This window comes from Natronoarchaeum rubrum (assembly GCF_024494695.1).
The window spans coordinates 181,399-198,744 of the sequence record NZ_JANHDP010000008.1 but is presented as its reverse complement, the minus strand read 5'-3'; the positions used below and the strand labels follow the sequence as shown (position 1 = coordinate 198,744).

The following is a 17,346-nucleotide window of genomic DNA, read 5'->3' as shown; positions in this document are numbered from 1 at the left end:
CACCCACAACTACATTACCGACCGCCGAGAAAGGAAAAAATGATGCCGTCCGGAGAGGTCGACCCATGAGCGACAACGACGATCGCAGCTGGGGCCAGTTCGTCGAGGAGGTCCCCGACGAGGAGCTGCTGACCGAGTTCGACGGCGCCGAGCCACGCACCGCCGCCGAGATCGCCGACGCCATCGCGACGACCGAGTACGAGGCGCGCAGCAAGCTCGACGCGCTCTGTCGAGCGGGCGAGCTCCGGCGCAAACAGGTGCGCGATGAGCCGCCGCTGACGGTGTGGTTTCGGCCGCGCGCGACGTTCGCCGGCGCCGAGAGCGACGACCGCCCGATCGACGAGCGCGTCGACGAACTGTTGAAGGACATGGAGATGCCCGGCATCAGCCAGATGATGTGCGACTGGCGCCGGGACGCCGTCCGCGCCGCCTTCGATCGGTTGCGCGAGGAAGAAGAGCTGGAGGAGGCGGAGTTCAAGCGCGACGTCTACCCCTCTCACGCGGCGGGGTACGACGACCCCGACTCGTGGTGGGAAACTGTCAGCGACCGGCTGGGCGATCTGCCGGGCGTCGTCGATCCGCGCTGGGGCGGCGAGACGTGGCGCTACGACGGCCAGTAACCGTTCTCAGTAGATCAGTTCGTCGTCGCTCTCGACCATGTACAGCGTCCGCGCGGAGATGTTGACCGCGTGGTCGCCGACGCGTTCGAGGTCCCGGATCGTCAGGAGCAGCCGCGAAACGTCGTTGAGCAGCTCCTCGATCTCCTCGTCCTCGGGCGCGTCGAGTTCGCGCTCGATCAGGTCCCGAACGACGGTCTGGCTGGCCTGCTCGCACAGCTCGTCGAGCTCGTCGTCGCCCGCCGCGATCGCTCGGCAGGCGTCGGTGTCGCGCTCGGCGTAGGCGGCCATCGCGTCCTCGATCATGTCGTGGGTCAGCGCCCCGATCGCCTGCACGTCGACTTCTGGAAACACGTCCTCGTAAGCGTTCAGCGAGTACTCCGCCAGGTTCGTCGCGAGGTCGCCGACGCGCTCGAGGTCGGTGATGATCTTGAACGACGAGGCGATAAAGCGCAGGTCGCTCGCGACGGGCTGCTGGAGCGCGAGCAGGTCGATGCAGTCCTGTTCGAGTTCGAGATACAGCTGGTTGATCTCGTGGTCGCCCTCGATGACCTCTCGGGCGGTCTCGCGGTCTTTCTGTTCGAGCGCGTCGAGTCCCTTGCGGAGCCGTTCGAGGACGAGTTCGCTCATGTACAGTACGTCTTCCTCCAGGTCAGCGAGTTGCTGCTGGAAATCGTTTCGAGCCATACTGGTAGGGTGCTCCTCTTGCGGTAAAAGTGCTATCGGACTGGGAAGGCTTGCCGGCGACGCGTCGGCAGCGCAAACCTATCACAGAGCCTCCGCTTGTTGTCCCGGCACGCTCTCGCTGTCGACGTTCGCCGGCTATCGCCGCCCGTCACTCCCACTGCTTATACGCTCGGGGGCGCTACCACACCAGTATGACTGAGACTGCGGAGCGCGTGGCCGCCGCGTGCCCCTCGTGTTCGCCGGACGTCGAGACGGTCCACGAGTTGCTCAAGGACGGCGGCCAGGCGACGGTACGATGCACGGAGTGCGATCACGTCCACAAGACGAAGATCGAGCGCGACACCACGGTCCAGCGGAACGTCGTCGTCTCTCAGGAAGGCGAATCGTTCACCGCGACGGCCGAGCCGCCGGCCGACGAGACGCTCGCCGTCGGCGAGGAGTTCGTCCTCGACACGGAGGAGGCGATCATGACCGTCCGGATCACCAGCCTCGAACTCGACACCGGCGGACGCGTCGAGGGAGCGACCGCCGAGGACGTCGACACGATCTGGACGCGCGCGGTGGGCAACGTCGGCGTCAACGCGACGATTCATCCGAAAGACGGGAAGCGAGACGACACCCGCAGCGTCACGCTGCAGGTCCCCGGCGACTACGAGTTCACGGTCGACGCCACCGACGAGCTCGGCGGCGAAGAGTTCACCGTCGAGGGGATCTACGTCCGCGACGACGCCGTCGGCTACAACCACGACAAGCTCGACCACCCCGGCGACTCGGCGACCGCCAAGGACGTGAAGCGACTGTACGTTCGCGACGAGTCGACGACCGCCTGGTCGGCCTGGTAAGGCGGTTCCACGATCTAGGGGCCAACTCGCTCGAATCGTGCGACTCCCCCGCACCATCCGACGCCTGCTATCCATGTTCGGCTCCGACGACGCTCCCGACGACTCGTTCGAGGTCCGACGCGACCGGATGGTCGACCGACTCGCGGAGAGCGACCGGGTCACCGACGAGGCGACGCTCGACGCCCTTCGCGCGGTGCCGCGTCACGAGTTCGTCCCCGAGGGGCGCCGCGGGAACGCCTACGCCGACCGCCCGCTGCCGATCGGCGACGACCAGACGATCAGCGCGCCACACATGGTCGGCATCATGGTCGAGTTGCTCGACGCCGCACCGGGCGACGACGTGCTCGAGGTCGGCACGGGCTGTGGCTACCACGCCGCGGTCACCGCCGAGGCCGTCGGTCCCGAGCACGTCTACAGCGTCGAGTACAGCGATGATCTCGCGGATCGAGCCCGCGAGACGCTCGCCGAACTCGGCTACGGTGACGTTTCGGTCCGCGTCGGCGACGGGCGCGAGGGCTGGCCCGAGCACGCCCCCTACGATGCGGCGTACCTGACCTGCGCTGCCCGCGAGTTCCCCGACGCCGTCGGCGAACAGCTGCGCGAGGGCGGCGTCGCGCTGGCGCCGATCGGTACGCGTAGCCAGACGTTGCAGCGGTACCGCAAGCGATCCGACGGCGAGTTCGACGTCGAGGACCGTGGCGGCGTCAGGTTCGTGCAGATGCGCGGATGAACCGCGGCGTCAGCGCGCAGCTGCTCACCCGCGGAGCGGTGCCGTTCGCCCGATTGCTCCGTGCTTCCTTGCGATAGCAGGCCAGCCAACCTCGAGCAGCCGCGCGATTCTTAACCGTCCGGACCGTCGCCTGAAACATGGAACCCGCGGTGCTGCGCGACGACATGGTCGACAGCCTCGAACACGAGGCAAAGGCGGTCGTCCGCAGCGATCAGGTGAGCGTGGCGATGCGGGAGGTCCCGCGCCACGAGTTCGTGGAGGACGATCGCGGCGCGTACGCCGACACCAGCCATCAGCGCCTCGGGACGCGAATTCTCGCCCCGAGCACGGCGGCGCGACTGCTCGAAGCGCTCGACGTCGAATCGGAACAGTCGGTGCTGATCGTCGGCGCGGGCGTCGGCTACACCGCCGCCGTCGCAGCCGAGATCGCCGGTCCCCGCAACGTCCACGCCCTCGATATCGCACGTCCCCTCGTGCTCGAAGCTAGAAGCAACCTCGCGGACGCCGGCTACGGCGAGGTGCTGGTCGACCGCCGCGACGGCGCCGACGGACTGCCCGAGTACGCGCCCTACGACCGAATCCTGCTGGAAGCCGCCGCCGTCCGGCCGCCCGATGCCTTGCTCGACCAGTTGGCCGAGGACGGCCGGCTGGTGTTGCCGCGGGGCGCCAGCGAGCAGTCGCTCACCGCGTTCGACGCCGACGGCGAGGCCGAAGAACTCGGCGGCGTGGCGTTCGCGCCGCTGCTGGTCGACGGCGAGCAGGTCGACGCGGTCGAGCGCAACCGAACGGCTCGCGAGGATCGCGAGCGCGCCCGCCGCGAAGCCGAGTCCCGCCACGGCTGGCAGCGCGACTGGATCGACTGGGAGGATCGCTGATCGGGCAGCGGCGTCGCGCGACGGTCCGGCCGCCGCCGGACGACCCGACGTGCTGACGCCGCCTACCGGTCGACGACTAGCACCTCTGTGTTCTGTCGCTTATCCTGGAAGTCGGTGCCGCTGGGCGGCTTGATGTCGATCTGCAGCGTGCCCCGGTCCTGATTCTCGCGGAGTTCGGGGTCGATTTCGACCGACGCCGTCCCGTCCTCGCCCGAGGTGCCGGTCGCGATCTCGTCGAGCTGTGCGGAGTCGCCGTCGACGACGACCGTCGCGCCCTCGACCGGCTCGCCGCTCTCGTCGACGACGGTCACGCCGAGCGTCCGGTCGTCGGCGTCGATCACTTCTTGTTCGGGCTGTGCGTCCAGCTCCGTCGATCCGAGCGTCCCGATGCCGCCGAGCATCGACATCATGATGCTGAGGCTGGCGACGCCGACGACGATCGCGACCACGAGTCTGATCGGTAGCCCCTCGATCGCCCGGTCGTCCGACAGGAACGCCTCGTACGTTGGCATGGGGACTCTCGCCGCGGCATCCGGTATAAACGGTCGGACCGGCTGGACCGCCGGCCACCGATCGACGTCCGCAGCGTCCGCGGCGTCGGCCCCAGCGGCGGGTCGGCCACCGATCAGAACGACGGAAGAATCTCTTCGCGCGCGAACTCCAGGAACCCCTCCTGATCGGGGCCGATCTGGTGGACGTGGACGCGATCGTACCCCGCGTCCTCGAACTGCTCGATCTGCTCGATGTACTCGTCGGCGTCGTCGCCGGCGACGACCTTTTCGGCGACGTCCTCTTTCTCGACCATCCCACAGGCCTGCTCGAAGTGTGTCGGCGTCGGGAGCAACTGGGTGAGTTCGCCCGCCAGCGCAGTGTTGGGCCACTGCTCGTAGGCGGTTTCGATCGCTTCGTCCTCGGTCTCGGCCCAGCAGACCGTCAGCTGGCCGTGCTTCGGGCCGGGATCGTCCGCGCTCTCGGCGTACGTGTCGACGACGCCCTCGCGCGGCGCCGTGCTGATGATTCCGTCGCCCACGTCGGCCGCCGCCCGCCCGCTCGACTCCCCGTCGGCGGCCAGATAGAGCGGCGGCGGGTCGTCGGGCAGCGTGAACAGCTGGGCGTTCTCGACCGTGAAGTGCTCGCCGTCGTGACTGTGCATGCCGCCGTCCCAGAGCGTCCGGATCACGTCGACGGCCTCGACGAGCTTCTCCAGGCGGACGTGGTGGGGCGGCCAGTGCTCCCCGACGACGTGCTCGTTGAGCGCCTCTCCGGTGCCGAGGCCGAGGAAGAATCGATCGGGCAGCATCGTCGCGGCGGTCGCGGCGGCCTGCGCGACGATCGCGGGGTGGATCCGCCCCGTCGGGCAGGTCACCGCGGTTCCCAGTTCGATCTCCTCCGTCTCGCGCGCGATGGCGCCGATCGTGCTCCAGACGAACGGGCTCTCGCCCTGCGTGCTCGTCCACGGGTGGAAGTGATCCGAGATCGTCGCGTACTCGAAGCCGACCTCCTCCGCGCGGACCGCGTTGTCGACCAGCGCGTCCGGGCCGTGCTCCTCGCTGATGAGCGCGTAGCCGAGATCGGTCATCCGTCGGCCCTCCGGCGTCGTACTGTGATCGAGAGCATTGCAGGAGCACACACCACGGTGCGGGCCGTAAGCGTCTGTTGGGCGTCGGATTATACTTCTCGCCGCGTCGCCGGATCGGCGATTCCGGCAACCTGCCCTACAGCGCGTCGAGGCGGACGCCCAGTGCGGCGGCCCGCTCCGCGACGGCGTCCAGCGCGTCGGCGTCGACCCGGCTGACGGTCCCGAACCACCCTTCTCGGTCCGACGCGACGGCGCGCGCGGCGTCGACGAACCGCTCGCGCTCGACCCGGGGCATCGCGGCGCTCGCGACGACGACCGGTCGGGAAAGATCACCGGCGATCGCGACCGTGCGCAGGCCGGCCCGGTCGGCTGCAGTCGCGGTCGTTCCGACGGCCGCGGCGTCCTCCGCAACGCCTGTCGCGCTCCCGCTGTCGACCCACTGGAGCGCGGCGTCGTCGCCGAGAGCGTCCTCGATCGTCCCGAGCGGGTACAGCGAGTCGATGCCACAGAGCGGGTCGCCGAGCACGACGCTCCGGTCGCGCAGGTCCTCGATGCCAGCGATATCCCCGCGAGCGGTCGCGAGGACGCTCTCGACGCGTCGACCGTCGCTATCGTTCAGGCGCTCGTCGGTCGCCCGCAGCGCGACGGTGCCGATGCCGGCTCGCTCGGCCAGCAGCGCGGCGAGAGGATCGAGCTCCGCCGCCGCGGCGCGCCCATCGACGAGCCCCGACAGCGCGGCCGTCGGTGTCGGGACGCGCTCGACGGCCAGCTCCGGATCATCGCCCAGCGATCGGCGTCCGGACGCCGCTGCGTCCGCGTCGGACTGCGCTTCGCGCTCCTCCGGCGTCCCGACGTCCGCCAGCCGCGTCGACGCCGGCGTTCGGAGCACGGTGAAGGGACGGTTCCACGGGCCGACCCAGCGCCCGGCGTCGACCGCGCCGAGCACGCCCAACGCGCCGATCGAGCGCAGCATCGTCCGGCGGGACGTCCCCTTCGGCGTTCGCTGTTCGGCGTCAGCGTCGCCGGACGGCATCTCACTCGCCTCCCCGCTCGTCGACGAGCGGAAACGCGGCGAGTCGACGCTCGGCCCACTCCGTCACTTTGCGGCCGACCCGATTCCCGCCCGCGCCGTGGACGCGCACGTCGACGGCGCCCGTCGGCGTCTCGACGGGGACGAATCGGATCGTCGTGCCCTCGGGGCCGACCTCCGCGAGCAGGTACGCGCGCGGGTACGAGCACAGCGCGGGCGCGATCACCTCGCGGACGCCGCGCTCGCGGTTCGTCGCCGGCAGGTGGTGGTGGCCCGAGAACACCAGCGGAACGTCGTGACGAGCGAGCGCGTCGAGCGTCGCGTCGGCGTCGCGCAGCGTGAAGTGGCTCCGAGAGAACTGTTCGTGCTCGGGGAGGGACAGCACGGGGTGGTGCCCCAGAACGATCGGCGTCTCGGCGTCGGCCAGCGCGTCGTCGAGCCACCGGCGCTGGCGCGCTCCGACCACGCCGTCGTGCGACGTGCGAAGGCGGCCGTGCGGGTGCGTCGCGGTGTTCAGGGTGAGTACGTCGACGCCGCCGAACGACCGGCGGGCGGGCAGCCCGTTCTCGCAGAACCGCTCGGTAAACCTCTCGACCGGCATCACCCGGTGGTCGAGTTCCGCCTTCGGGACGTCGTGGTTGCCCGGGATCGTCGCGGTCGGCGCGTCGAGGCGTCCGATCAGTTGCTCGTACCGGTCGAAGTTGCGCGCCTCGCCGTCTTTCGTGAGATCACCGGCGACGAGCACGCCGTCGACGCCCCGATCGTTCACGTCCGCGATCGCGCGTTCGAGCGCGGCTTCGGTGCGGTGGAGCGCTTTCCAGGACCCCTCGGCGCGCGTCGCGAGATGGGCGTCGGCCAGCACGGCTAGCCGGACCGGCTCCTCGACGCGCGGGCGCTCGAAGCGCGCCAGCACCGACTGGTCGAGGGGTGCTATCGTCTCGGGGGAACGATCTAGTTCGGTCATCGTCTCGCGTCCGGTCGACTGCGCGCGGCGGATCGCGGGGCGCGTCGCCCGTCCACCGATCGTTACCGCTTGCACGACAAAAAACGACACCCCGTGGTTGGATGCCTCAGAACTGAGTTCCTTCCACCGCGATGTCGTACTCGGCGATCTCGCCCGCTTCTTCGAGCGGAACGACCTCGAACTGCCAGCTGTCGCCTCCTGACAGGTCGGACGTGATATCGAAGTACTGATCGAGCTGGTTGCCCTCTTCGTCGTACACCGTCACCAGCACCTCGACGCTGTTGTAGCTCTCGTCGCCGGTGTTCTCGACGATTCCCTCGACCGTTACGCCGCCGAGTATCCCCTCCTCGACCACGAACTCGTGTTCGGTGATCTCCAGCGCGCCGTCTTCGAGTTGTTCGTCGCCGACGCTCACGTCGCCGTCCCCGCCGGAGCCATCTCCGCCGTCACCATCGCCTTCCTGAGCGCCCCCATCGGGCGTTTCGGCGAACTCGATCTGCATGGCCTTGCTCTCGTCGGCGAGATCGTCCCAGCTCACCGTGCCCGTCTCGACGATGTTCGTCGGGGCGAGCGCGTCGTCGTCGAAGACGGTCGCCGCGGTGAACTCCGGCCCGCGCTGTGCGGGGTACGCTTCCTCCCCGAAGTTCGCCTCGCCGCCGTCGACGACGATCCTGCCGACCATCCCGAAAATTTCGTGTGGCGCACAGAGGACGTCGTAGACGCCCGGTTCGTCGAAGCGGTACAGCCAGAACGTCTCGGCGCCCAGCACCGGCGACGAGAACGGCGGGACGCCCTCCGGCACGCGGCGCTGGCGCCCGAGCACCGGATGGTACGACGTCACAGTGTGGTCCGGCGCCGCGAGCGTGAACCGGACCACGTCGCCGGACTCGACGGCCAGACCCGTCGGTTCGAAGACGAAATCGGGGAGCTCCTCTGCGCTCTCGGGCGGCTGAGGAGCTTCATTCCCGCCCGATCCGCCGTTCCCGCTCTCGCCTCCGCCGGCGCCGCCGGTCCCCTCCCCGCTACCGCCTCCTTCTCCGCCCGCTCGCGTCTCCAGGGCGACCTCGTGGTCCGGCTGGAGGCCGTCGGGGAGCGAGTCCGCGCTCTCGCCGGCCAGTCCGGAGTACCCCAGCGTCGGATGGATGCAGTCCGGGAGCGCACACTCCCCTCCGCCGTCGTTCTGTGCTCCGTCGCCGGACTGGGCCGCGAGCGTCCCCGTCGACCCCGTCCCGAGTGCCGATGCGATGCCGACCGTCCGTAGCAGGTTGCGTCGCTGCATGAGCGGACGCACGACGCCTCTCCAGTTAGTTGCAGACGACCGTTCGAGAGTAGCGTCCCTCTCACGTCGTGCGAATACGGTTCGGTATTCGGAGAGGATGCCGCGACGTCGGAGTAAGTTTTGCCGCGCCGACGCCCCGATCGCCGGCCGCGTCCGGCGGTACTCGTGAGTACTGTTTGTCGCGAAAGGCGAAAGGGATGTCAAACGGTAACAAACGACAGGGATCGAGTCAGGACCGACGGCCCGTCCGGAAGGATAGATCCAGCGTCGGCGCGCTGTGTGTCAGCGAACCCATCGAGATCACGTCGACGCCCGTCCGCGCGTACTCGGGCACCGTCTCGACGGTGATGCCGCCCGAGGCCTCCGCGAGGACATCCGGGTCGACCTCGCGCAGCAGATCGACGGCCTCGCCCGTCTCGGCGGGCGTCATGTTATCGAGCAGGACGATGTCGGCGCCAGCGTCGGCGGCCCGCGGCGCGTCCTCGGGCGTCTCGACCTCGACGTCGATCTTCGTCGCGAACGACGCTTTCTCGCGGAAGTGCGCGACGGCCTCCGCCATGCCCATCTCGGCGACGTGGTTGTCCTTCACCATCACCATGTGCGAGAGGTCGAGCCGGTGGGTGTCGCCGCCGCCGGCGACGACCGCGCGCTTCTCGACGCCGCGCAGTCCCGGCGTGGTCTTGCGCGTGGCGGCGATCTCGACGCCGTCGGACTCGGATCTTGCCGCGTCGACCGCCGCGCGCGTCTTCGTCGCGACGCCGGAGGCGTGGCCGGCGACGTTCACCGCGACGCGCTCGGCTCGCAGCACGTCCTGCGCGTCGCCCTCGACCCGGAGCACGGCGTCGCCCGGCTCGATCCGGTCGCCGTCCGCCGCGGCGTCGAGGACGCCGACGCCGAGGTACTCCAAGACGGCCGTCGCCGCCTCGATGCCCGCGACGACGCCGCGCTCTTTCGCGACGAGCCGGCCCGTCGTCTCGCCGGGGACGTCGTTGGTCACGTCGTGATGGCCCAGATCCTCGCGCAACCAGCGCTCGACCTGGCGGTCGGTGACGGGCATCTCAGTCGTCCGCGCCCGCTTGCGAGGCGGTGTCAGGCGCGTCGGCCTCCACGAGATAGTGACAGCCCACCGACTCGGGGTTCTCGGCGGCCGCCCGCGCGATCAGCAAGGCGGTGACGCTGGCGTTGCGAAGCTCGTAGAGGTCCCGTGCGGTTCGCGTCCGGACGTAGGCGTCGACCTCGCCCTTGAGCCGTCGGAGCACGGCGGCCGCGCGCCGGAGGCCCTCCGGATCGCGGCGGAGTCCGACGTGCTCGTCCATCACCCGACGCAGGCGGGTAAACTTCTCGGCGGCGAACCGATCGGGGAGCGCGGGATCGCTGTCCAGCAGGTCCGGCGCCTCGACGACCTCGGGTTCGACGCCGACCGACGTCTCGCCGGCGCGCAGCCCCCAGACCAGCCCTTCGAGCAGGCTGGTGCTGGCCAGCCGGTTGGCGCCGTGGACGCCGGTGCGCGCGCACTCGCCGACCGCGAACAGCCGATCCAGGCTCGTTCGGCCGCGGTCGTCGACGGCGACGCCGCCACAGAGAAAGTGCTCGCAGGGCGCGACGGGGATGCCCTCGGGCCAGTCGACGCCGCGATCCTCGCACTCGCTCGCGAGATCGGGAAACTCGCTCGCGAAATCGATCGGCTCGACGTCTAGCACGACCTCGCCGGTCGCCTCGCGCTCGCGCTGGACCGCGCGGGCGACAACATCCCGTGGTGCGAGTTCGGCGTCTTCGTGGTACTCGGGCATGAACCGCTCTCCAGCGCCGTTCCGGAGCAGGGCGCCCTCGCCGCGGACCGCCTCGCTGATCAGGAACGTCGGCTTGTGCTCGCCAGCAGTGGCGTCCTCGCCTGCGGCGTCGCCGCGCTCGGCACCGGCGTCCGGATCGAACGCCGTCGGGTGGAACTGCACGTACTCCACGTCCTCGACGTCGGCGCCGGCCAGCGCCGCCATCGCGACGCCGTCGCCGGTCGCACCCGGTGGGTTCGTCGACCGCGGGTACAGCGCGCCGACGCCGCCGGTCGCGAGGATCGTCGCGCCCGCGAAGACGGGATAGCCCGTCGGCGCGCGCTCGCCCGACGGCGTCCGATCGAGCTGGGCGCCGTGCACGCGCCCCTCGTGGGTGAGCAGGTCGAGCGCGGCCGTGTCCTCGAGGATCGTCACGTGCTCGTGGTCGTCGAGATACTGGAGGAACGGCCGGAGAATGTGGGTTCCCGTCGAGGCGTCGACGTGGAGGATCCGTTCCTTGGAGTGGGCGGCCTCGCGAGCGAAGTCGAACGCCTCGGAGCCGTCGTTTCCGGCCTCGTCCGCGTCCTCTGCGCTCGTGTCGAAGCCGACGTCGAGCGTGTCGAGCAACACGTCGTGGACGGCGTCGTTGGCGTCATCGACGAGCACGTCGACCGCGTCGGGGTCGGCGGTGCCCGCGCTGGCCTCGATCACGTCGCGCTTGAACGACTCCGGATCGTCCCGCGAGGTAGCGATCCCGCCCTGGGCCCAGTCGGTGCTGGCGTCCTCGGGACGCTCGGCTTTCGTCACGACGAGCACGTCGGCGCCCTCGCGGGCCGCCGCGAGCGCGGCGGCGCAGCCGGCGATGCCTGACCCGACGACGAGCACGTCTGCGGTGAGGTGCTCGCCCGCCCCGTCCGCGAGGAGCGTATCGGCGCCGGTCGCCTCGCGAGTCTGTGCGAGCGGGTTGTCGTCCGTGGAGTCAGTGGCCATCCTCGCTCACCCCTGCAGCTCCAACATTCGGTTCATCGCCACCTCGGCGAGCTCCTTCTCGCGCGCGGCGACCTCGATCACGTTGCGCTCGCGGCCCGCGACGAGCTCTTCGAGGACCCAGGTCAGGTAGTTGGGGTCGATCTGGCGCATCGCGTTGCAGTCCATGCAGGCGTCGCCGCAGAGCGGCAGCACCTCCACCTCGGGGTGCCAGCGGTCGAGATGGTTCGTCAGGTGGATCTCGGTGCCGATCGCCCACTGATCGCCGGGATCGGCCTCCTCGACGACCTCGCAGATCGTGCTGGTCGAGCCGACCACGTCGGCGGCTTCGACGACTTCGCGACGGCACTCGGGATGGACGACGACGTTCGCGTCGGGGTGCTCGGATCGGATGTTCTCGATGTGACTCTCGCGGAAGCGTTCGTGGACCTGACAGTAGCCGTCCCAGAGGATGATATCCGACTCGGCGACTTCTTCGGCGTCCTTGCCCTCGGGATCCCACGGATCCCAGTCGGCGGTCTCGTCTTCGAGGCCGAGCCGGTGGGCCGTGTTCTCGCCGAGGTGCTTGTCCGGCAGGAACAGCACCTTGTCGCCCTTCTCCAGAGCCCACTCGAACACGAGGTGGGCGTTCGAGGAGGTACAGACCGCGCCGCCGTGCTCGGCGGTGAAGGCCTTCAGATCGGCGTAGGAGTTCATGTACGTGATCGGGATGATCTCCTCGTCGGGCGCGGCGTCGGTGATCTCGGCCCACGCGGCGTCGACCTGCAGCGCCTCGGCCATCCCGGCCATCGGGCAGGACGCCTCCATGCTCGGGAGGATCACCGTCTGATCGTCGTCGGTGATGATGTCGGCGCTCTCGGCCATGAACGTCACGCCGCCGAAGATCACGTACTCGGCGTCGGCCGCGGCGGCCTCCTTCGAGAGCTGGTAGGAGTCGCCGATGAAGTCGGCGTGCTCGACGATCTCCCGGCGCTGATAGTTGTGGCCGAGGATCACGACGTCGTCGCCGAGCGCGTCGAGCGCGGCCTCGATGCGCTCCGACCGCTCGGCCTCGTCCAGCTCCCGGTACTGTTCGGGCAGCTGTTCGAGGTTGTCGTACTTGAAGAGGCTGAGGTCGGTTTCGATGTCGGCTGTTTCCATTCGTGCCACGGTGAGCCACCAGTGATTGCTAGCAACTTCAGAGAGCAGTATTGAAAAGATTTTGTTTTCAATAAGCTGCTGGAGATCATTTCGACCGACGAAGTTGTTATTCGGCGGAGATACCTGCTGGTGTTGGGCTGTGAAGAACGTTCCACTCGACAGTCATCCGAAAGAGAGATCAGCGGCCGTCGTACACCACGTCACCGTCGACGACGGTCAGCGCGACGCCGATCTCGTCGATCGTCTCGGAGTGCTCCCACGGCGAGCGTTCCAGCGCCACCAAATCTCCCTTCTTCCCCACTTCGATCGTCCCTAACCTATTCTCGTCGCCGGCCGCGAACGCGCTCCCGTAGGTGTAGGCTCGCAACGCCTCGATCACCGAGAGACGCTGGGCGTCGGTCGGCGCGTTCACCGCGTGGTCGACGCCGTACAGGGGATCCATCGGCATGCAGTCGCTGCCGAACGCCACCGGGACGCCGGCGTCGAGCCAGAGCCGGAACCGGTCGGCCCGCTTGCGCCGCTCGACGCCGAGGCGGCGGTCGTACAGCCCGCCCTCGTCGGCCCACTGCAGGAAGTTCGGCTGGGCCGAGGCGACGATCCCCGCGTCGGCCATCCGGGCAAGTTGCTCGTCGTCGGCCAGTTCGGCGTGTTCGACGCGGTAGCGTCGATTCGGATCTCCGGGTGCGGCGCCGGCGTCTTCGAACGCATTCAGCGCGGCGTCGATGGCGGCGTCGCCGATCGCGTGCGCCGCGACCGGGAAGTCGGACGCTGCGGCGTCCGCGACGATTTCCTGTAGCTCGTCCGGTTCGATCACCCACTGGCCGTGCCGGTCGGCGTCCGCGTCGGCGTCACCCCCGTCCAGATCAGCGTAGGGCTCGCGCAGTCGCGCGGTGTGACTGCCGATCGATCCATCGGTGTAGCTCTTTATCGATCCCGTTCGGACGAACTCGCTGCCCGCGCCGGGAGCCAGTCCGGCCTCCGCGACGGCGTCGAGATGATCGGCCCAGTAGTTGAGCCGGACGCGCAGGCGCAGGCGGTCCTCCCGGTCGAGCGCACGGTAGGCCCACGGCAGGGCGGTGTTGCGAACCATGTCGTGGACGCCGGTGACGCCCAGCCGGTGGGCGCGCTTCTGGGCGGCGTCCAGCAGTTCGCGGGCGTCCTCCCGATCGGGCGCGACGCGCTCCCAGAGTACGTCCAGCGCGTCCTCGACGATCACGCCGGTCGGTTCCCCGTTCTCGGTCCGCACGTCCTCGTCCGGCAGGTCATCGCGAAGCCGCTCCAGGGCGACCGAGTTCAGCGACGCGCTGTGGACGTCGATCCGGAAGACGGCGACCGGCCGGTCTTCGGCGACGGCGTCGAGATCCTCTCGGGTCAGCGGGCGATCGTCCTCCCACGCGCTCTCGTCGTACCGGAAGCCGATCACCCAGTCGTCCGCCGGGCTGTCGGCCTCCTCGCTTTCGGCGTCGAGCTCGGCGGCGTGATCTCGGAGCGCGTCGAGGCAGGTGTCGCGGCGCTCGATCCCCCAGAGGTCGGCGTGCAGCTCGTACTGGCCGAGCAGTTGGATGTGCGTGTGGGCGTCGATGAACCCGGGCAGCACGACGCCGCCGTCGAGGTCGATCACTTTCGTCTCGACGCCTTCGAGAAATTTCACCTCGTACTCCGCTCCGACGCGGACGATTTCGCCGTCTCGAACGGCGACGGCCTCGGCCGTCCGGTCGGGCTCTGCGAGCGTGTGGACCTCCGCTCCGATCAGGAGCAGGTCTGCGGCCTCGGTCATGGGAAAGCCGGCGCGCGGCATCGGCAAAACGGTTGGGGAGGCCGCCGCGACGTCGCGGCACCGCTCGTCGACGGCGTGACGCCGATGCGGAATCCTTTCGACGCGAGGTCACCTACGGAACGACATGTTCACCGGCATCGTCGAGGAGACGGGCGAGGTCGTCGGCCGCACCGAGACCGACGAGGGCGTCCGGCTGCGGATCGCGGGCGACGAGACGACCGCGGACTTAGCGCACGGCCAGAGCGTCAGCGTCAGCGGCGCCTGTTTGACCGTCGAGGAATCTCGTGAGGGCTGGTTCGAGACGTTCCTCGCGGCCGAGACGATCGCGAAGACCTACCTCGGGACGCTCGCGGAGGGCGACCGGGTCAATCTCGAACGCGCGATGCCGGCCGACGGCCGGTTCGACGGCCACGTCGTCCAGGGCCACGTCGACGCCACCGCCGAGGTTCGGGACGTGCGCCGCGTCGGCGACGACTGGGAGTTCGAGTTCGCGCTCCCCGAGAAATTCGCGCCGTACGTCGTCGAGAAAGGATCGATCACGCTCGACGGCATCAGCCTCACCGTCGCCGAGCGCACCGACGAGGCGATCACCGTCGCGATCATCCCGACGACCTACGAGCTGACGACGCTCTCCGAGAAGGAGCCGGGCGACCCGGTCCACCTGGAGGTCGACGTGATCGCGAAGTACGCAGAGCAGTTGCTCGACGGCTACCGCTGACTGGCGACGGTCAGAACTCCCAGTCGTCGATCGAGTCCTCGTTCTCCTCGTCCGACCGCGACGCCGCGGTCCGATCGGCGTCCAGTAGCTCCCGCTCGTCGTCCGCCCCGGCTGCGTCGGCAGTTCCGTCGTCGCTCTCGTCTGCGGTACCGGACTCAGTCATGGCGTCGCCGCTCTCGGCGTTCGTTTCGTCCGGTCGACCCGCTGCGGATCGAGCGGTGGCGTCGGCATCTGCGATGTCTGGGCTACCGACCGCGGGTTTATCGGTCGACGGGTCGAACTCGGCCAGTTCGGGCAGCGGGACCCGGTCGTCCCACTGCTCGGCCTCGACCGCGCGGTAGGTGTCGCGGTAGTTCCGGATCTTGCGGTAGAGGTAGTAGCCCGCCAGCGCGTCGAAGGGGACGACGAACGCCATCGTCGACGCGAGCGGTGACAGCGAGGTCGACTGGTAGACCAGCCCGGGGACGATCGACGCGCCGACGTTGTACGTGCCGTGGAGCAGGGCGGCTATGAGCAGCCCCTTCAGCACCAGCGGCACGGCGTACTCGCGGTTGAACTTCGCCAGCCCGAGGTAGAAGCCGGCGACGCCCGAGTAGATCACGTGGCCCGGGCCGGCCAGCGCTCGCGCGGCGGTGATGCCGTCGGCCGCCGCGATCGTGTCGAGCGCGGTCGCCGCCGGCTCCAGCGCTCGCGTGATGTACAGCGCGTTCTCGATCGTCGCGAAGCCCAGGCCGGCGACGGCGCCGTACACCGCTCCGTCGATCACGGCGTCGAAGCGGTCGCTCCGGTAGGCGTGGAGCCGCACCGCGAGTAGCTTGGCCGTCTCCTCGACGGGGCCGACGACCAGATAGTAAAACAGGATCGTCCCGAGCCCGAAGGCGCCCTCCCGAACGCCGAGCACGAGCCCGCCGAGCTCGTTGAGGATCGCGACGAACCCCGCCAGCAGCAGTATCAGCAGAAACGTGACGGCGAGCAGTCCGATCGGCTCGCCGGTCGTCACGTCGGCGCGCCAGACGTAGCCCGCGAGCGCGAGCGCCGGCACGACCGACAGCACGACCAGCGCGGTCACGACGGGATCGGTGACCGCATCGAGATTCCCGATGCGGAACTCCGCGAGCAACACCCACAGGGAGAGCGCGACCACCGAGAGTCCGATCAGCCCGGCGACGGCGTACACGAGCAGTTGGGCGATCCGGCGGACGCCGCCGTCGATGCCCACGATGAACCGGTCGAGCCGGGAGCGCGGTTCCCAGTTCGACACTTCGTAGAGGTCCCGATCTTCTCCGGCGGCCTGCTGCACTGGGTCCCGGCCCGAAGACATGTCTCGACCATAGGACGGCCCGCGGTTAGGTTTTGCCCAACGTGGCGGGACGATAGTTGCGACGGCGACCGACAAAATCTGCGGCAGCGAGAAGTTGCGACGGCGGTTACGACTCGCGCTGGTACTTGTTCCGGATGAGGATCGCGCTGGCGTTCATCAGGAGCAACACCGCGAGCAGCGTCACGACGCCGGCAGCCATCACGCCGTACTGGAACGCCTCCGCCGGCATGCCGACCCAGGCGTAGATCTGGCGCGGCATCGCCGAGAAGCGATCGAACAGCCCGGTCGGCGGCGAGTACACCGTCGCGGCGGCGCCGATCATCAGTAGCGGCGCCGTCTCGCCGATCGCGCGACCCAGCGCGAGAATCGTTCCCGTCAGAATGCCCGGCAGCGCTTCGGGCAGCACGACGTTCTTGGTCGTCTGCCAGCGCGTCGCGCCCATGCCGAACGACGCCTGCCGGCGGGAGTCCGGAACGCCGCGAAGCGCCTCCTGCGCGGAGATGATGACGATCGGGAGGATCAACAGTCCGACGGTGAACCCGCCGACGATCACGGTCCCCATCCCGAGGTTCATGATCTGGACGAACACCGCCAGTCCGAGCAGGCCGTAGACGACCGAGGGGACGCCCGCGAGGTTGCCGATGTTGATCTCGATGAACCGCACGAGCTTGTTGTCCGGTGCGTACTCCTCGAGGTAGATCGCGGCGCCGACGCCGATCGGCAGCGCCGACAGCGCGATCACGCCCATCATCATCACCGAGCCGATGATCGCGGGGTACAGACCCGCCTGATCGGCGAATCGCGACGTCGCGTTCGTCAGGAAGCCCCAGTCGAGCCACGGCGCCGTGTTGGGCTGGCCGATGGCGAAGGCGTCCATCACCACGTACACCAGCAGGATCATCACCATCCCGATGCCGAACAGGGTGGCACCGAGACAGGCCCACGCGAACAGCCGTCCCTTGATCGCACCGGTCTCCGTTCCGTCTCCGAACCAGCCCGAATCGGACGATTCAGTCGCCATCAGGCTGTCA

General features: G+C 69.1%; 17 protein-coding genes. 5 read left to right on the top strand and 12 right to left on the bottom strand.

The window, feature by feature from the left end; genetic code table 11:
- Positions 1-65: 65 nt before the first annotated feature.
- A complete protein-coding gene (locus NO931_RS19120) occupies positions 66-620 on the top strand; it encodes a FaeA/PapI family transcriptional regulator (protein ID WP_256393962.1) in 555 nt (184 codons plus the stop codon).
- 6 nt (positions 621-626) lie between these two features.
- Here the strand turns inward: NO931_RS19120 and phoU are convergent, their stop codons facing one another.
- A complete protein-coding gene (phoU, locus tag NO931_RS19115; protein WP_256393961.1) occupies positions 627-1,304 on the bottom strand; it encodes a phosphate signaling complex protein PhoU in 678 nt (225 codons plus the stop codon).
- Positions 1,305-1,495: 191 nt separating this feature from the next.
- On the opposite strand from phoU, the gene NO931_RS19110 reads away from it, so the two are divergent.
- The 3 genes from NO931_RS19110 to NO931_RS19100 all read left to right on the top strand — a co-directional run bounded on the left by NO931_RS19110 (position 1,496) and on the right by NO931_RS19100 (position 3,751).
- Positions 1,496-2,146 carry an HVO_0476 family zinc finger protein gene (locus NO931_RS19110; RefSeq protein WP_256393960.1) on the top strand — a complete coding sequence of 217 codons (651 nt, stop codon included), beginning with the start codon at positions 1,496-1,498 and terminating at the stop codon, positions 2,144-2,146.
- A gap of 64 nt (positions 2,147-2,210) precedes the next feature.
- Positions 2,211-2,876, top strand: coding sequence for a protein-L-isoaspartate(D-aspartate) O-methyltransferase (locus NO931_RS19105; RefSeq protein ID WP_375142087.1), 666 nt, complete (start codon positions 2,211-2,213; stop codon positions 2,874-2,876).
- Between the two features lie 137 nt (positions 2,877-3,013).
- Entirely contained in the window at positions 3,014-3,751 is a 738-nt protein-coding gene (locus NO931_RS19100; RefSeq protein WP_256393958.1) for a protein-L-isoaspartate O-methyltransferase family protein, read from the top strand.
- Between the two features lie 62 nt (positions 3,752-3,813).
- Here the strand turns inward: NO931_RS19100 and NO931_RS19095 are convergent, their stop codons facing one another.
- The 9 genes from NO931_RS19095 to NO931_RS19055 all read right to left on the bottom strand — a co-directional run bounded on the left by NO931_RS19095 (position 3,814) and on the right by NO931_RS19055 (position 14,276).
- Positions 3,814-4,263 carry a DUF7382 domain-containing protein gene (locus NO931_RS19095; protein WP_256393957.1) on the bottom strand — a complete coding sequence of 150 codons (450 nt, stop codon included), beginning with the start codon at positions 4,261-4,263 and terminating at the stop codon, positions 3,814-3,816.
- Positions 4,264-4,376: 113 nt separating this feature from the next.
- Positions 4,377-5,330 (bottom strand): TIGR03557 family F420-dependent LLM class oxidoreductase, encoded by a 954-nt coding sequence (locus NO931_RS19090; protein WP_256393956.1) that lies wholly within the window; start codon positions 5,328-5,330, stop codon positions 4,377-4,379.
- 136 nt (positions 5,331-5,466) lie between these two features.
- Positions 5,467-6,363: a PhnD/SsuA/transferrin family substrate-binding protein gene (locus NO931_RS19085; protein ID WP_256393955.1), complete on the bottom strand. Its 897-nt coding sequence runs from the start codon at positions 6,361-6,363 to the stop codon at positions 5,467-5,469.
- Position 6,364: 1 nt separating this feature from the next.
- Positions 6,365-7,324 carry a metallophosphoesterase family protein gene (locus tag NO931_RS19080; RefSeq protein WP_256393954.1) on the bottom strand — a complete coding sequence of 320 codons (960 nt, stop codon included), beginning with the start codon at positions 7,322-7,324 and terminating at the stop codon, positions 6,365-6,367.
- 106 nt (positions 7,325-7,430) lie between these two features.
- Entirely contained in the window at positions 7,431-8,603 is a 1,173-nt protein-coding gene (locus tag NO931_RS19075) for an FxLYD domain-containing protein (protein ID WP_256393953.1), read from the bottom strand.
- Between the two features lie 229 nt (positions 8,604-8,832).
- Entirely contained in the window at positions 8,833-9,660 is an 828-nt protein-coding gene (nadC, locus tag NO931_RS19070; protein ID WP_256393952.1) for a carboxylating nicotinate-nucleotide diphosphorylase, read from the bottom strand.
- 1 nt (position 9,661) lies between these two features.
- Positions 9,662-11,362 carry an L-aspartate oxidase gene (locus NO931_RS19065; protein WP_256393951.1) on the bottom strand — a complete coding sequence of 567 codons (1,701 nt, stop codon included), beginning with the start codon at positions 11,360-11,362 and terminating at the stop codon, positions 9,662-9,664.
- A gap of 6 nt (positions 11,363-11,368) precedes the next feature.
- On the bottom strand, positions 11,369-12,508 hold the full coding sequence (nadA, locus tag NO931_RS19060; RefSeq protein WP_375142086.1) for a quinolinate synthase NadA: 1,140 nt from the start codon (positions 12,506-12,508) through the stop codon (positions 11,369-11,371).
- Positions 12,509-12,677: 169 nt separating this feature from the next.
- Complete coding sequence (locus tag NO931_RS19055; RefSeq protein WP_256393949.1) at positions 12,678-14,276, bottom strand: amidohydrolase; 1,599 nt, start codon at positions 14,274-14,276, stop codon at positions 12,678-12,680.
- A 124-nt stretch (positions 14,277-14,400) separates the two neighbouring features.
- Here NO931_RS19055 and NO931_RS19050 point away from each other — a divergent pair, with 124 nt between their 5' ends.
- Entirely contained in the window at positions 14,401-14,994 is a 594-nt protein-coding gene (locus NO931_RS19050) for a riboflavin synthase (RefSeq protein WP_256393948.1), read from the top strand.
- A 10-nt stretch (positions 14,995-15,004) separates the two neighbouring features.
- On the opposite strand, the gene NO931_RS19045 is transcribed toward NO931_RS19050, so the two are convergent.
- Positions 15,005-16,315 carry a PrsW family intramembrane metalloprotease gene (locus NO931_RS19045; RefSeq protein ID WP_256393947.1) on the bottom strand — a complete coding sequence of 437 codons (1,311 nt, stop codon included), beginning with the start codon at positions 16,313-16,315 and terminating at the stop codon, positions 15,005-15,007.
- 106 nt (positions 16,316-16,421) lie between these two features.
- Positions 16,422-17,336: a phosphate ABC transporter permease PstA gene (gene pstA, locus NO931_RS19040; RefSeq protein ID WP_256393946.1), complete on the bottom strand. Its 915-nt coding sequence runs from the start codon at positions 17,334-17,336 to the stop codon at positions 16,422-16,424.
- Positions 17,337-17,346: the final 10 nt, after the last annotated feature.

Bases quoted from the DNA above. Each gene is read 5' to 3' on its own strand.
- NO931_RS19095 (WP_256393957.1), bottom strand. From the start codon at position 4,263: ATGCCAACGTACGAGGCGTTCCTGTCGGACGACCGGGCGATCGAGGGG.
- NO931_RS19080 (WP_256393954.1), bottom strand. From the start codon at position 7,324: ATGACCGAACTAGATCGTTCCCCCGAGACGATAGCACCCCTCGACCAG.
- NO931_RS19120 (WP_256393962.1), top strand. From the start codon at position 66: ATGAGCGACAACGACGATCGCAGCTGGGGCCAGTTCGTCGAGGAGGTC.
- NO931_RS19110 (WP_256393960.1), top strand. From the start codon at position 1,496: ATGACTGAGACTGCGGAGCGCGTGGCCGCCGCGTGCCCCTCGTGTTCG.
- NO931_RS19075 (WP_256393953.1), bottom strand. From the start codon at position 8,603: ATGCAGCGACGCAACCTGCTACGGACGGTCGGCATCGCATCGGCACTC.
- phoU (WP_256393961.1), bottom strand. From the start codon at position 1,304: ATGGCTCGAAACGATTTCCAGCAGCAACTCGCTGACCTGGAGGAAGAC.
- NO931_RS19055 (WP_256393949.1), bottom strand. From the start codon at position 14,276: ATGACCGAGGCCGCAGACCTGCTCCTGATCGGAGCGGAGGTCCACACG.
- NO931_RS19090 (WP_256393956.1), bottom strand. From the start codon at position 5,330: ATGACCGATCTCGGCTACGCGCTCATCAGCGAGGAGCACGGCCCGGAC.
- nadC (WP_256393952.1), bottom strand. From the start codon at position 9,660: ATGCCCGTCACCGACCGCCAGGTCGAGCGCTGGTTGCGCGAGGATCTG.
- NO931_RS19085 (WP_256393955.1), bottom strand. From the start codon at position 6,363: ATGCCGTCCGGCGACGCTGACGCCGAACAGCGAACGCCGAAGGGGACG.
- NO931_RS19050 (WP_256393948.1), top strand. From the start codon at position 14,401: ATGTTCACCGGCATCGTCGAGGAGACGGGCGAGGTCGTCGGCCGCACC.
- NO931_RS19045 (WP_256393947.1), bottom strand. From the start codon at position 16,315: ATGTCTTCGGGCCGGGACCCAGTGCAGCAGGCCGCCGGAGAAGATCGG.
- NO931_RS19065 (WP_256393951.1), bottom strand. From the start codon at position 11,362: ATGGCCACTGACTCCACGGACGACAACCCGCTCGCACAGACTCGCGAG.
- NO931_RS19100 (WP_256393958.1), top strand. From the start codon at position 3,014: ATGGAACCCGCGGTGCTGCGCGACGACATGGTCGACAGCCTCGAACAC.
- pstA (WP_256393946.1), bottom strand. From the start codon at position 17,336: ATGGCGACTGAATCGTCCGATTCGGGCTGGTTCGGAGACGGAACGGAG.